Origin of the sequence: Streptomyces aurantiacus (genome assembly GCF_001418335.1) — a bacterium.
Lineage (GTDB): Bacteria > Actinomycetota > Actinomycetes > Streptomycetales > Streptomycetaceae > Streptomyces > Streptomyces aurantiacus.
In genome coordinates this window covers 1-12,959 of record NZ_LIPP01000140.1, presented here as the reverse complement: position 1 = coordinate 12,959, position 12,959 = coordinate 1, and the positions used below count along the sequence as shown (strand labels likewise).

12 protein-coding genes and 1 pseudogene are annotated in these 12,959 nt (G+C 70.6%); 3 read left to right on the top strand and 10 right to left on the bottom strand.

All coding sequences use genetic code 11. From position 1 onward, the window contains the following. Nucleotides 1-71: 71 nt before the first annotated feature. From AOK01_RS19660 to AOK01_RS19650, 3 genes are all read right to left on the bottom strand, one after another. Nucleotides 72-536, bottom strand: a complete 465-nt coding sequence (locus AOK01_RS19660) for a DoxX family protein (protein ID WP_055513471.1) — start codon at nucleotides 534-536, stop codon at nucleotides 72-74. Between the two features lie 209 nt (nucleotides 537-745). After that, the gene (locus AOK01_RS19655) at nucleotides 746-1,429 is read right to left on the bottom strand and encodes a class I SAM-dependent methyltransferase (protein WP_055513473.1); all 684 of its coding nucleotides are present in this window, start codon (nucleotides 1,427-1,429) and stop codon (nucleotides 746-748) included. A gap of 127 nt (nucleotides 1,430-1,556) precedes the next feature. Then, complete coding sequence (locus tag AOK01_RS19650) at nucleotides 1,557-2,543, bottom strand: acyltransferase domain-containing protein (RefSeq protein WP_055513470.1); 987 nt, start codon at nucleotides 2,541-2,543, stop codon at nucleotides 1,557-1,559. A 124-nt stretch (nucleotides 2,544-2,667) separates the two neighbouring features. On the opposite strand from AOK01_RS19650, the gene AOK01_RS19645 reads away from it, so the two are divergent. After that, a complete protein-coding gene (locus AOK01_RS19645) occupies nucleotides 2,668-2,949 on the top strand; it encodes a DUF6343 family protein (RefSeq protein WP_055513468.1) in 282 nt (93 codons plus the stop codon). Between the two features lie 7 nt (nucleotides 2,950-2,956). On the opposite strand, the gene AOK01_RS19640 is transcribed toward AOK01_RS19645, so the two are convergent. From AOK01_RS19640 to rpsA, 4 genes are all read right to left on the bottom strand, one after another. After that, entirely contained in the window at nucleotides 2,957-3,337 is a 381-nt protein-coding gene (locus AOK01_RS19640; protein ID WP_055513466.1) for a tetratricopeptide repeat protein, read from the bottom strand. A 49-nt stretch (nucleotides 3,338-3,386) separates the two neighbouring features. Continuing rightward, nucleotides 3,387-3,995, bottom strand: coding sequence for a dephospho-CoA kinase (gene coaE, locus AOK01_RS19635; RefSeq protein ID WP_055513463.1), 609 nt, complete (start codon nucleotides 3,993-3,995; stop codon nucleotides 3,387-3,389). A 134-nt stretch (nucleotides 3,996-4,129) separates the two neighbouring features. Beyond that, entirely contained in the window at nucleotides 4,130-5,068 is a 939-nt protein-coding gene (locus AOK01_RS19630) for a PAC2 family protein (protein ID WP_055513461.1), read from the bottom strand. A 331-nt stretch (nucleotides 5,069-5,399) separates the two neighbouring features. After that, nucleotides 5,400-6,923 carry a 30S ribosomal protein S1 gene (gene rpsA / locus AOK01_RS19625; RefSeq protein WP_055513459.1) on the bottom strand — a complete coding sequence of 508 codons (1,524 nt, stop codon included), beginning with the start codon at nucleotides 6,921-6,923 and terminating at the stop codon, nucleotides 5,400-5,402. A 369-nt stretch (nucleotides 6,924-7,292) separates the two neighbouring features. On the opposite strand from rpsA, the gene AOK01_RS19620 reads away from it, so the two are divergent. Together AOK01_RS19620 and hrpB are read left to right on the top strand one after the other, a co-directional pair. Beyond that, nucleotides 7,293-8,225: a class I SAM-dependent methyltransferase gene (locus AOK01_RS19620; protein ID WP_055513457.1), complete on the top strand. Its 933-nt coding sequence runs from the start codon at nucleotides 7,293-7,295 to the stop codon at nucleotides 8,223-8,225. A 4-nt stretch (nucleotides 8,226-8,229) separates the two neighbouring features. Further along, nucleotides 8,230-10,812, top strand: coding sequence for an ATP-dependent helicase HrpB (hrpB, locus tag AOK01_RS19615; RefSeq protein ID WP_055513455.1), 2,583 nt, complete (start codon nucleotides 8,230-8,232; stop codon nucleotides 10,810-10,812). A gap of 53 nt (nucleotides 10,813-10,865) precedes the next feature. Here the strand turns inward: hrpB and pgfA are convergent, their stop codons facing one another. From pgfA to AOK01_RS19605, 3 genes and pseudogenes are all read right to left on the bottom strand, one after another. Next, the gene (pgfA, locus tag AOK01_RS19610; RefSeq protein WP_055513453.1) at nucleotides 10,866-11,858 is read right to left on the bottom strand and encodes a cell envelope lipid trafficking protein PgfA; all 993 of its coding nucleotides are present in this window, start codon (nucleotides 11,856-11,858) and stop codon (nucleotides 10,866-10,868) included. Between the two features lie 56 nt (nucleotides 11,859-11,914). Further along, nucleotides 11,915-12,049: an SPW_0924 family protein gene (locus AOK01_RS42790; RefSeq protein WP_107099856.1), complete on the bottom strand. Its 135-nt coding sequence runs from the start codon at nucleotides 12,047-12,049 to the stop codon at nucleotides 11,915-11,917. Nucleotides 12,050-12,201: 152 nt separating this feature from the next. Then, nucleotides 12,202-12,959: pseudogene (locus tag AOK01_RS19605) on the bottom strand (lytic transglycosylase); the annotation flags it as partial.

Genomic DNA, 12,959 nt, shown 5'->3' with positions numbered 1-12,959 from the left:
CTGGTTCTGTCCCCCTGGGCGCTCGCCCAGGGGGACAGAACCAGCTCAAAGCCAGCGCCCAGAACCAGCTCTCAGGACCGGCGCCGTATCAGCCCCACCAGTTCCGCGGCCTGCCCCCGTCGTGCCCAGGCGATCAGTGCGAGCGGCACGATGAGGATGAGCGGGGTCGCCGCGTACTCCCCGTCGAACACGGTGACCTGCGTGATGAACGCGCCCACCATCAGTGCGCTCAGCGACACGGCTGCCACGGAGGCCAGTACGGGTATCACCAGCGCGATGCCGCCGGCCAGTTCGAGAAGGCCGATCGTGTACATCCCCGCGCTTCCCCAGCCGATCTCGTCGAACGACTCGACCGCCGAGGAGTGCGCGACGAGCTTGGGCACCGCGCTCGCGATCACGTAGAAGAGGGCGAGCAGCACCTGCAGTCCCTTCAGGGCGAGGCGGGCACGGCGTCCACGGGCGGTCGCCGACTCTGCGACAACGGTGCCGGAGAGGGCGGGGGCGACGGAGGCGACGGGAACGGTGGTCTTGGACATGAGGTTCTCCTGTGTCGAGCGGCTCGCTTTGCTGTCACAGAGGTAGACCGACCCGTCTTCCGGAACTCATCGCCTCACGCCGAAACTCTTCACCCCGACTTCCCCCGACTTCCCCAACTTCCCCGGCTCCCTCGGCTCCCCCGGCCTCCCGACTCACCCAGCCCCTCCCAACTCACCCGATCCCTCCCCAGTCGTCCGGCCCGAGGACGTCACCTCTCCGCCGGTACCGCCCGCACCCAGATCCGGTCCTCCGTCAGATAGGTGTCGACCCTCAGTCCCGCCTCCCCCAACGCCTCCTCGAACTCCTCCTTGCTGAGCGGTCTGGCCAGGAACGTCTGCGTCCATATCGCGTCCGGGAACACGTACTCCGCCCGCACCGAGTCGACGCCGTCCCCGACCGGCTCCGCGGACAGCATCCGAATCGTGAACCCGCTCGGATCGACCCGCTCGCGCGGCAGGTCGGAGTGGTAGTCCTCGCCCTCGCGCTGGATCAGTACACAGCCGCCGTCCGCGACATGGCTCCGGCACACGTCCAGCATTCCGCGCCGAACCTCCGCGTCGCCGGCGTGCACGAGGAACGACGCGAGCATCACCACGTCGAACCTCTCGCCCAGGTCGAGCGTCTCGATGGCGCCGCGTATCGTGCGCGCTCCGCTCACTCGCTCCAGCATCTCGGCGGACTCGTCCACCGCCGTCACCGTGAAACCCCGCTCCAGGAGCGGATGGGTCATACGCCCCACACCACAGCCCAGTTCGAGAATATGCGCCCCCGCCGGCACGGCCGAGGCGATGATGTCCGGCTCGTCCCCGACCGGCAGCCGTGAGTAGAGCTCCACCGCGCAGCCGTCCGGCGTAATGGCACCGGGCCCTGTCCCTTCGTACCCCACACGCATTTCGATCGTCATACCCGCCCAACGGCTCGTGCCCGCCGCCACGTTCCCACCCTCTCTCGCACCACCCGTACGAGTGAAACGTGCTGCAGCCAGGGAACTTGCCCAGGGAACTTTCCGGAGCCGACGGCTACAGCGCGAACCATCCATGGCCGCCGTACCAGTGACCGCCCGCCCGCAGATGGTCCCCGACCGCCCGCTCGACGCTTGTCCGCCGTGGGAGGCCGGCCGCGGGCGACTCGGGGTCGCCGAAGACGAAACCGACGGGGGTCTTGTCGTCCGCCTTCGTCTCCTCGTGGGCGACCCGGAACCGCTCCTGGAAGCGCACGATGTTGGAGTCGGCGGGCAGATACCGCTTCAACTGAGGGTCGAGCAGCCAGGAGTGGCAGACCGCCACCTCGTAGCGCTCGTCAGGATAGTGGCGCGCGAAGAACTCCCGTGCCAGGTCCAGCGACCTGTCGCAGGCCGCCGGTGACAAGGGTCCCCGGAAGTCGGCGATGTGCAGGCTGAGACAGCGTTCACCGGGTCCCGTGTCGAGCCCCGCGTCCGCCGCCGCCTGCCCGGTGTGCCCGCCCAGCCGCGCGCGCTGGAACTGCAGCCGCCCCAGTTCGTACAGCTCCCCGTGGAAGTGCAGGCCGATCCACCACGGCACGAGCAAGCCGGTCGTGCCGGTCCGCCGCCGGTGCACGGCCAGGTTGCGGCCCAGGTCGGCGAGGGTGCGCCGGGAGACGTCCGCGGGGACGTCCCGCTGCCGGTGGTAGGCGCGCACATACGGCAGCGCGGCGATGAAGACGAACACCTGGAACGTACGGCCCAGCGCCCCCGTGGACTCCGGGAACACCGGCGGCTCCCATCCTCCGCCGATCTCCCCCATGTCCCGTACGAACCGGTCGACGCACCGCCCGAGCAGCGTCAACGCCTCCGGGTCCGCCACCAGCCGGGCACGCAGCGCGACCAGTTCGTTGACGCACTCGTGCGGCACGGCCAGATCGAGCAGGACATCCGGCAGCGCGATCGCGTCCGGCAGGGCCGCCTCCGTGCGCGGTTCGCCCTCGCTCTCCAGGTCCCTCAGCCATCCGGCGAGCTTCTCGTCCGCTCGCAGCTCCTCCACCAGCACAGCCGCTCCCCGCTCGTCCGCCCGACCGTCCGCCTGCCCGTACGTGTGCCCGTTCGTCTGCCTGTCTGCCCTCGCTGAACCTGCCCCACGAAGAGTACGTTTGACCGTAGGAGTAGTGATCCGGATGCGTACGGGCAGTGAACCGACAACTGCTCGCAGTGCGCTGCGAGCGCGCCTGTGGCTCAGTGTGTGGGGGCTGGTCTGGGCGATCCTGGGGACGGCCGCGTTCGCTCTCGTCGGGCGGACGGGCTGGGCCGTCGCGTGCGGTGTGCTGTGCCTGATCGTCACCGTCGACCTGACGATGATCCTCAGACATATCCGCCAGGGGCCGCACTACCAGCCGGGCCCCGACATCCCGCCGTACCAGCCGCTGGACCACCGTGCCCGTGAAGCGAAGCGGCGGTGAGCCGGGGTCAGGAGTCGAACCGTGCCGCGGCCAGGTACTCCGGCTGCGGGTCCAGCGCCGCTGCCAGCCGGAAGTGCCGCATGGCCTGACCTGGCTGTCCGGAGCGCTCGTAGGTGCGGGCCAGCGCGAAGTGCGCGAACGCGTTGTCCGGTTCGCGCTCCAGCACGATGGTGAACTCCAGCTCGGCGGGCCGCAGTTGCGCCGCCGCGAAGAAGGCCCGCGCCCGCAGCAGTCGTGCCGCGGTGTTCTCCGGGTACGCGGCGATGACGTTGTCGAGCAGCTTCACCGCGCCCCTGGGATCCCGCGCGGCGAGCAACTGCTCGGCGGCGCGGAAGTCAATGACATGCGTCTCCGGAGTACGTCCGGCGAATCCGCTGGTCTCGGGCACGGCTGAGTCCTTCCCTCACTGCGGGACGTCAACGCCTCGAAGGCGCCCACTATTCCGACATCGCCCGAGCCCGCCGCTCAAGGTCCGTCCACACGTCCCGTACACGCTGCCGCAGTGTTTCCAGGGGCACGTCGTTGTCGATGACGACGTCCGCCATCTCCCGGCGCTTCTCGCGCGTGGCCTGCGCCGCCATACGGGCGCGGGCGTCCTCCTCGGTCATGCCGCGCAGCCGCACGAGCCGGTCGAGCTGGGTGTCCGGGCTCGCGTCCACGACGATGACGAGGTCGTACAGCCTCGCGAGGTCGTTCTCCGCGAGCAGGGGTACGTCGTGCACCACTACGGAGTCCGCCGGAGCGGCCTCCTCCAGTTCGCGGGAGCGGGCTCCCACCAGGGGATGCACGATCGAGTTGAGCACGGCGAGTCTGTCGGCGTCCGCGAAGACGATCGAGCCGAGCCTGGGCCGGTCGAGCGTGCCGTCCGCGGCGAGCACGTCCTCGCCGAAGGCGTCGACGACCGCCGCCAGCCCGGGTGTTCCGGGCGCGACGACCTCTCGCGCGATCCTGTCGGCGTCGATCAGCACGGCGCCGTGCTCCACCAGCAGCCGCGACACCTCGCTCTTACCGGCACCGATCCCACCGGTCAGGCCCACTTTCAACATGCCCAAAAGCTTAGGCCCCGCCACTGACAGCGCCTCGTCGGGTCCCCCGGAGGGGGCGCGGGGGACTGCGCGACCAGCCACAACGCACCCGCGGCCGACCTACAAGGACACCAGCGGCGCGCCTACGCGGAGCGCTACGCGTCGCCCTCCCGTTCCGCCAGGAAGCGCTCGAACTCAAGACCGATCTCGTCCGCCGACGGAATGTCCACCGGCTCGGCGAGCATGTTGCCCCGCGTCTCGGCACCCGCGGCGGCGTCGTACTGGTGCTCAAGGCCCTGGACGAGCGCGACGAGATCCTCGTCGCCCTCCTGGATCTGCCGGTCGATCTCGGTCTGGGTGCGGTGTGCCTCGGTGCGCAGACCGTGCGCGATGCCCGGCAGAACCAGTCCGGTCGCGGCCGTGATCGCTTCCATGACCGTCAGCGCGGCGTCCGGGTACGGGGAGCGGGCGATGTAGTGCGGCACGTGCGCGCCGACGCCCAGGACGTCGTGGCCGGCCCCCATGAGCCGGTACTCGACCAGCGACTCGGCACTGCCCGGTACCTGCGCCTCGTCGAAGGGGCTGCGGTGACCGGGGACGAGGTCCGTCCGGTTGCCGTGCGGGGTGAGGCCCACGGGGCGGGTGTGCGGGACGCCCATGGGGATGCCGTGGAAGTTCACGGACAGCCGCACGCCGAGGCGCTCCACGATCTGCTGGACGGCCGCGGCGAAGCGCTCCCACTCCACGTCCGGTTCGGGCCCGGAGAGCAGGAGGAAGGGCGCGCCGGTGGCGTCCTGGACGAGCCGCACGTCCAGCGTGGGCTCCTCGTAGTCGGCCCAGCGGTCGCGCTTGAACGTCAGCAGCGGACGGCGGGCGCGGTAGTCCACGAGCCGGTCGTGGTCGAATCTGGCCACGACCTGGTGGGGCAGCGAGTCGAGCAGCCGGTCGACGATCTGGTCGCCGGTCTCGCCCGCGTCGATGTATCCGTCGAAGTGGTAGAGCATGACAAGACCGGCCGACTCCTGTGCGAGCGCCATGTCGACGACGGCCAGGCCCTTCGGCTCCCATGCGTACAAACCCTGCGGATCAAGCACTGTGACCGCTCCTCCTCATGTTCGTACTCGACAACACGGGCCAGGACATGAGCATTCCCGGTTCGCGCCTCTTCGCTGCCGCCTTTTACCGGCTTCTCATACGCGTCTTCTCGTACGCGTCGCGGGCTCACGCGCGCGCATGAGCCCGCGACGGGTACGCGCGGGGCGCTGAGGTCCCTCCACGTCGGCCTGACGCACGTGCAGGTGAGGCAGGCGTCGGGGCGGATGCGGATCCCCTGAGGGCCCGCCGTAGGACAAACGCACCGCGGGCCCGCACCCAAGTGGGTGCGGGCCCGCGGTTACCAGCTGGCTACCGCTGGCGGGGAGCTTTTCAGCTCTGGCCGCCGGCGAGCTTCTCGCGCAGTGCCGCCAGGGCCTCGTCCGACGCCAGGGCGCCGGAGTTGTCGTCCGACTCCGAGGAGTACGAACCGCCGCCGCCACCGCCGCCACCCGTGCCGCTGGAGGCGGCCGGAGCCGCACCCGGGGTGGTGACACCCTCGGCCTCGGCCTGGGCGTCCGCCTCGCGGGACTTGATGACCTGAGCCTGGTGCTGCTCGAAGCGCGTCTGCGCCTCGGCGTACTGGGTCTCCCACACCTCGCGCTGGGCCTCGAAGCCTTCGAGCCAGTCGTTGGTCTCGGGGTCGAAGCCCTCGGGGTAGATGTAGTTGCCCTGGTCGTCGTACGACGCGGCCATGCCGTACAGCGTCGGGTCGAAGTCGACCGTGGCCGGGTCGGCACCGAAGGCCTCGTTGGCCTGCTTCAGCGAGAGGCTGATGCGACGGCGCTCAAGGTCGATGTCGATGACCTTGACGAAGATCTCGTCGTTGACCTGGACGACCTGCTCCGGGATCTCCACGTGGCGCTCGGCCAGCTCGGAGATGTGCACCAGACCCTCGATGCCCTCGTCCACGCGGACGAACGCACCGAACGGAACCAGCTTCGTGACCTTTCCGGGCACGACCTGACCGATCTGGTGGGTGCGGGCGAACTGCTGCCACGGGTCTTCCTGCGTCGCCTTCAGCGACAGGGAGACACGCTCGCGGTCCATGTCCACGTCGAGGACCTCGACGGTGACTTCCTGGCCGACCTCGACAACCTCGGAGGGGTGGTCGATGTGCTTCCAGGAGAGCTCCGAGACGTGAACCAGGCCGTCGACGCCGCCCAGGTCGACGAACGCACCGAAGTTGACGATCGAGGAGACGACGCCGGAGCGGACCTGACCCTTCTGCAGGGTCGTGAGGAACGTCTGGCGGACCTCGGACTGGGTCTGCTCCAGCCAGGCACGGCGGGACAGGACCACGTTGTTGCGGTTCTTGTCCAGCTCGATGATCTTGGCCTCGAGCTCCTTGCCCACGTAGGGCTGGAGGTCGCGGACACGGCGCATCTCGACGAGAGAAGCCGGCAGGAAGCCACGGAGGCCGATGTCGAGGATGAGTCCACCCTTGACGACCTCGATGACGGTGCCGGTGACGATGCCGTCCTCTTCCTTGATCTTCTCGATGGTGCCCCAGGCTCGCTCGTACTGGGCACGCTTCTTCGAGAGGATCAGGCGGCCTTCCTTGTCCTCCTTCTGGAGAACAAGGGCCTCGATCTCGTCGCCGACCTTGACGACCTCGTTCGGGTCGACGTCGTGCTTGATCGAGAGCTCGCGGCTCGGGATGACACCTTCGGTCTTGTAACCGATGTCGAGCAGGACCTCGTCCCGGTCGACCTTGACGATGACTCCGTCGACGATGTCGCCATCGTTGAAGTACTTGATCGTCTCGTCGATCGCGGCGAGGAAAGCTTCCTCGTTACCGATGTCGTTGACCGCTACCTGCGGCGTGGTAGAGGTGGTCTCGGTGCTGATCGTCATGTGGGAAAGGGCTCCGGTACGGACAGTGAGTCGTAGGTACTGCTTACGCCGGGAGCCCGTTTCGCTCTGAAGAAGCCGGACAGCCAAGGAAGCGCCGAATCCGGGCCGTGTTCGATGAGAACACTCGCCGGTGGCGCCTCGAAAACCGAGGGGACATACGACAGATGCGAGCGCAGCCTGCTACGTCTGAGGAGCGCAGGCCCGCAGCGCAACTTGTAGCATACGGGGGCAGCCGGACAGGGTCAATGCGCGAAGGCGCACACCCGGGGCGGATCGCCGCATACCCGGCACAAGACCCATGCGGCGGCAGCCGTTCATCAGGTATCAGGCGACGTCACGAGGCCGCGTGAACCCTGTGGTGCCCCTTTCGTGACCGCCACCCGAACGGGTCGGACGAAGAGCCCGCAGATTAATACGAGGGAGCCGATCATCCAAGAGCCCAAACGGTCCGAGTCCGAGGTCGAACCCGAACCCGAACCCCAGCCCGAACCCCGACCCCAGCCCGAGTCCGAGTCCGAAGCGACGCGGCGAGACGCGGGGGGTCCCGAGAGTTCCCGGGCCAATCGCGGCTGGTGGGACCGGAACGCGGACGACTACCAGGTCGAGCACGGCACGTTTCTCGGCGACGACCGTTTCGTATGGAGCCCCGAGGGCCTCGACGAGATCGAGGCCGAGCTGCTCGGCCCGATGGAGGAGCTGAAGGGGAAGGACGTTCTGGAGATCGGCGCGGGGGCCGCCCAGTGCTCGCGCTGGCTGGCCGCCCAGGGGGCCCGTCCGGTCGCTCTGGACCTCTCCCACCGGCAGCTCCAGCACGCCCTGCGGATCGGCGCCGACAGCGTCCGGCTCGTGGAGGCGGACGCCACGGCGCTGCCCTTCGCGGACGGCTCCTTCGACCTGGCGTGCTCCGCGTACGGGGCGCTGCCGTTCGTCGCCGAGCCCGTGCAGGTCCTCCGGGAGGTGCGCCGGGTGCTGCGTCCCGGCGGCCGGTTCGTCTTCTCCGTCACGCATCCGGTCCGCTGGGCCTTCCCCGACGAACCGGGGCCCGAGGGGCTGAGCGTGACCTCCTCGTATTTCGACCGCACGCCGTACGTCGAGCAGGACGAGGACGGGAACGCGGTCTACGTGGAGCACCACAGGACGGTCGGCGACCGCGTCCGGGACGTGGTGGCGGGCGGTTTCCGGCTGGTCGACCTGGTCGAGCCCGAGTGGCCCGCCTGGAACACCCAGGAGTGGGGCGGCTGGTCGCCTCTGCGGGGAAACCTGATCCCGGGTACGGCGATCTTCGTGTGCGTACGAGACTGAGCAGGTGATCCGTTACGACGCCCTGGACCTCCTGCCCGTACGCGGCGCGCTGCCCGGCCTGCGCGACGCCCTGGAGGCCCGGGGCGCCGCGGTGCTCGTCGCGCCGCCCGGCACGGGCAAGACGACGCTCGTGCCGCTGGTGCTGGCCGGCCTGGTCGGTGAGGAGCCCGCGCGCCGGGTCGTGGTGGCCGAGCCGCGGCGGATCGCGGCGCGGGCCGCGGCGCGGCGGATGGCGTGGCTGCTCGGCGAGAAGGTCGGGCAGAGCGTCGGCTTCACCGTGCGCGGGGAGCGGGTGGTGGGTCCACGCGCGCGCGTGGAGGTCGTCACGACCGGCGTGCTGCTGCAACGGCTGCAACGGGACCAGGAGCTGACGGGCGTCGACGTGGTCGTGCTCGACGAGTGCCACGAACGGCATCTGGACGCGGACACGGCGGCGGCCTTCCTGCTGGACGTCCGGGCCGCCCTGCGTCCCGAGCTGCGGCTGGTGGCCGCTTCGGCGACGACCGACGCACAGGGGTGGGCGCGGCTGCTCGGCGACGTGCCGGTCGTCGAGGCGGCGGGCGTGTCCCATCCGGTCGAGGTGGTGTGGGCGCCGTCCGTACGCCCTGTGCGCCCGCCCCATGGGATGCGGGTGGATCCGGTGTTGCTGACCCATGTGGCGTCGGTGGTGCGGCGGGCGCTGTCCGAACGCGACGGGGACGTCCTGTGCTTTCTCCCCGGGGTCGGGGAGATCGCGCGGGTCGCCGGGCAGCTCGGCGGCCTCGGCGACGTCGAGGTGCTTCAGGTGCACGGGCGGGCTCCGACGGCCGTGCAGGACGCCGTGCTGTCCGGCGGTACGGGGCGCCGGGTGGTCCTCGCGACAGCGGTGGCCGAGTCGTCGCTGACGGTTCCGGGGGTGCGGGTCGTCGTGGACTGCGGGCTGGCGCGCGAGCCGAGGGTGGACCACGCGCGCGGCCTGAGCGCGTTGACGACGGTACGGGCCTCGCAGGCCACCGGGAGGCAGCGGGCCGGGCGGGCGGGGCGTGAGGCCCCGGGTGCGGTGTACCGGTGCTGGACGGAGGCGGAGGACGGGCGTCTGCCGCGTTTCCCGGCGCCGGAGATCAAGGTGGCCGACCTGACGGCGTTCGCCCTCCAGGCGGCCTCCTGGGGCGATCCCGACGCCTCGGGCCTGTCGCTGCTGGACCCGCCGCCGTCGGGCGCCATGGCGGCCGCTCGGGGCGTTCTGGAGGCCATCGGCGCGGTCGCCTCCGGCGGGCGGCCGACCGATCGGGGGGTACGGATGTCTCGGCTCGGGCTGCATCCCCGGCTGGGGCGCGCCCTGCTGGACGCGGCGGCCACCGTGGGGGCCGGGCCGGCGGCGGAGGTGGTCGCCCTGCTGAGCGACGAACCGCCGCGGGAGTACGGGGACGACCTCGCCGCCGCGCTGCGCTCCGCGCGCCGTGGGGGCGACGCGTACGGCGCCCGGTGGCGTGCGGAGGTCCGGCGGCTCCGCTCCGCGGTGGCGCCTGCGGCTCGGCTCGACAGCTCGACCGCGGGGGAACGGTCGTACGACGGCCGCGGGTCGGCTGTGGCTGAGCGCGCAGTTCCCCGCGCCTCTGACGGGGCGCCGCCCACCGACGACCAGGTCGTCGGGCTTGTTGCTGCTCTTGCCTTTCCTGAGCGGGTTGGCCGGAAGCAAGGGGGGTCTCTTCTCATGGTGTCCGGTACCCGTGCGGAGCTGCCTGAGGGCAGTGGGCTGCGGGACGCCTCCTGGATCGCCGTCGCGGTCGCCGACCGGCCGCTGGGCGCGGGGCACGCGCGCGTGCGGCTCGGGGCCGTGATCGACGAGGAGGTCGCGCGCGAGGCGGCGGGGACCCTGTACGCGGAGCAGGACGAGGTGCGCTGGGACGGTGGGGACGTCGTGGCGCGGCGGGTCCGGCGACTGGGAGCCGTGGAGTTGGCGGTGCGGCCGTTGCGGAAGGTCGAGCCCGGTCTCGTACGGGCGGCGCTGCTCGAAGGTCTTGCGGTGGAGGGGTTCGGGTTGTTGCGGTGGTCCCGGGATGCCGAGGTGCTGCGGCAGCGGCTCGCGTTTCTGCACCACCGGGTCGGTGCCCCTTGGCCCGACGTGTCGGACGACGCGCTCCACGCGCGCGTGGACGAGTGGCTCGAACCCGAGCTGGGCCGGGCGCGACGGCGGGCCGACCTGGAGCGCATCGACGCCGGGCAGGCGCTGGGCCGGCTGTTGCCGTGGGCGTCGGGCGAGGGGTCCCGGTTCGACGAACTGGCGCCCGAGCGGATCGCGGTGCCGAGCGGGTCCAGGATCCGCATCGACTACGCCGATCCCGAGCGGCCCGTGCTCGCGGTGAAGCTGCAGGAGATGTTCGGGGCCCAAAAGTCGCCGACGGTGGCGGGAGTGCCCGTGCAGGTGCATCTGCTGTCGCCCGCGGGGCGCCCGGCCGCCGTCACCTCGGACCTCGCGTCCTTCTGGAAGGACGGCTACCGGGGCGTACGAGCGGAGCTGCGCGGACGGTATCCGAAGCACCCCTGGCCCGAGGACCCGGCGACCGCGCAGCCGACCCGGCACACGAACGCACGCCTCGGACGCTGAACCGAAGTGGGCACGGTCCCGGGTGCGATCTCGGGTGCGGTTTCGGGTGCGTCTCAGGCGCCGATCGGTTCCGGTTCCCGGGTCTCCGTGGGTGAAGGCTCGCCGGGGCGGCGGCTGCGCGCCTCCAGGTACAGGGAGAGCGACAGCAGTCCGCCGCCCAGCACGAGGAAGCCCCAGGGCAGGTACGAGGTCATCAGCAGGACGAGCAGGCGCTGGGACTTGACCAGGTCGACCGTGGAGCGGATGTAGTCCTCGCGCATCTTCACGTGCCCGGCGAAGGCGGTCACCTTGTCGCGGTCGCCCAGGAGGGTGCCGCCGCGCAGCTCCTCCTTGTGGATCTCTTCTCCGTAGACGGGTGCGCCGGTGACGGGTTCGACCCAGAACTTGCGGACCGTGGTGTACCAGCGGGTCGTGCCCGTCTCGGCGACCGACTTCGCGGTGATGCCTTCGACGGGCATGGTCTTCGGGAAGGGCACTTCGGTCCAGGGGATGGTCTGCTCGAAGTAGTAGACGTTGACGCCCCGGAAGTCCTGTGTGCCCTTGTAGTGGATGGGCGCGGTGATCCGGGCCTGCGCGTCGAAGTACTCGTAGTCCCTCTTCTCCGTCAGGAAGGGCCATTTGAACTCGATGCCCTCGCGCCTGACGGGGTCGCCGTCGACCATCTCGCCGGTGACGTGGACGGGTTCCTGGGTGTGCGCGTCGAAGACGTACCGTTCGGGGATCTTGGAGACCATCTCGCCGTCGGGGCCCTGGACGTAGGACAGGCCGTTCCAGACGACGACGTCGCGGTTCGCGGTCCTCTCGATCTTCTCGGAGGCCTCGACGTCGCCCTTGAGGGTCTGGACGACGGTGACCTTGTCGACCTTCTCGGCGGTCATCGTGCCGTAGTCGAGGAGGGTCGCGTCCTTCGCCTCCAGGACCATGTCCTGGTACTGGCCGGCGGGGATCTTGGCCAGCCGCGGGAAGGCGTACCAGCGCAGCAGCGGGGACAGGGCCGCGAAGAACACGGCGAGGGCGAGCAGGATCAGGCTGGCCTTGCGGCGCATCTCGACGGCCCTCCCTGTGCGTTGCGGGTGACTTGTGTGTGACGAGTGGCTGTGCGTTACGGGTGGTTGGGGACGGTGGTGAGCAGCGGCTTCGGTGACGTGCTGCCCGCCGGTGAGCCCATGGCCGTGATCGTGAGGACCAGCGCGAGGGCGACGGCGAGACCGGTCGCGGCGGCGATCAGGGCACGCATGCGGACCTCCCGGCACAGACGGAACTGACACAGCGTCAGATCGGGCACCGTAGCAACGGGCGGGCGAGATGAGAACACGTCGCGCACACACAGCGGCGCCCCCTCGCCGACTGACGAGGGGGCGCCGCTGGTCGTCGTGGGGGCTACGAGGCCGCCGCCGCCACCTTCAGCTCGACGGTCAGCGTCGCGCCGCCGGTCGTGGTGATCCGCAGCAAGTACGTGCCGGCCGTGTCGTCCGCGTACAGCCTCGGCAGCTTCAACAGGCCGTTCGCGCCCGTCTTGAGGCCCGCCAGGGTGCGTACCGTCTTGCCGTCGGCATCCTTGAAGTAGGGGCCCTTGTCGTTCTCGGTCGCGTCGTCCGCCGCCTTGATGAGCGTGGCGGTCGCGGCGACACGGTCCGCGGCGGCGCCCTTGTACGTGGCCTTCACCTCGACCTGGTCCGCGAACTCGCCGCCGGGGACGCAGGTCAGCGCGGTGTCGGTGGTGCGGGCCAGCGCGTCGGCCTGGCGTGCGGTGACCGTCGCCGCGTAGTCGAGGCCGGAGACGGCGCGGCCGACGACGGTGGCGCGGACCGTGAAGCCGCCGGTCTTCTCGCCTGCCTTGAGCGCGGGCGCGGTCGCCACGCCGGCGCTGTTGGTGACGACGGTCGCGACGCTCTCACCGCCGGTGAAGGCCGCGTCGGTGTCGCCGACGATCGTGAACCGGACCCGGACCTTGCCGACGGTCTTGCCCGCCTTGGTCTCGGCGCGGGTGGCGATCCTCTCGCCGAAGGTGTCGCCCGCGGTCGCGGTGAGCTTGGCGGTGCCCGCGTCCTCCAGGTGGTCCACCGTCTCGGTGGGCGTGGGCTTCGAGGACGCCGGAGGTGTGGTGGTGGGGGGCGGGGTCGGCGTGGTGTCTCTTATACAGATCT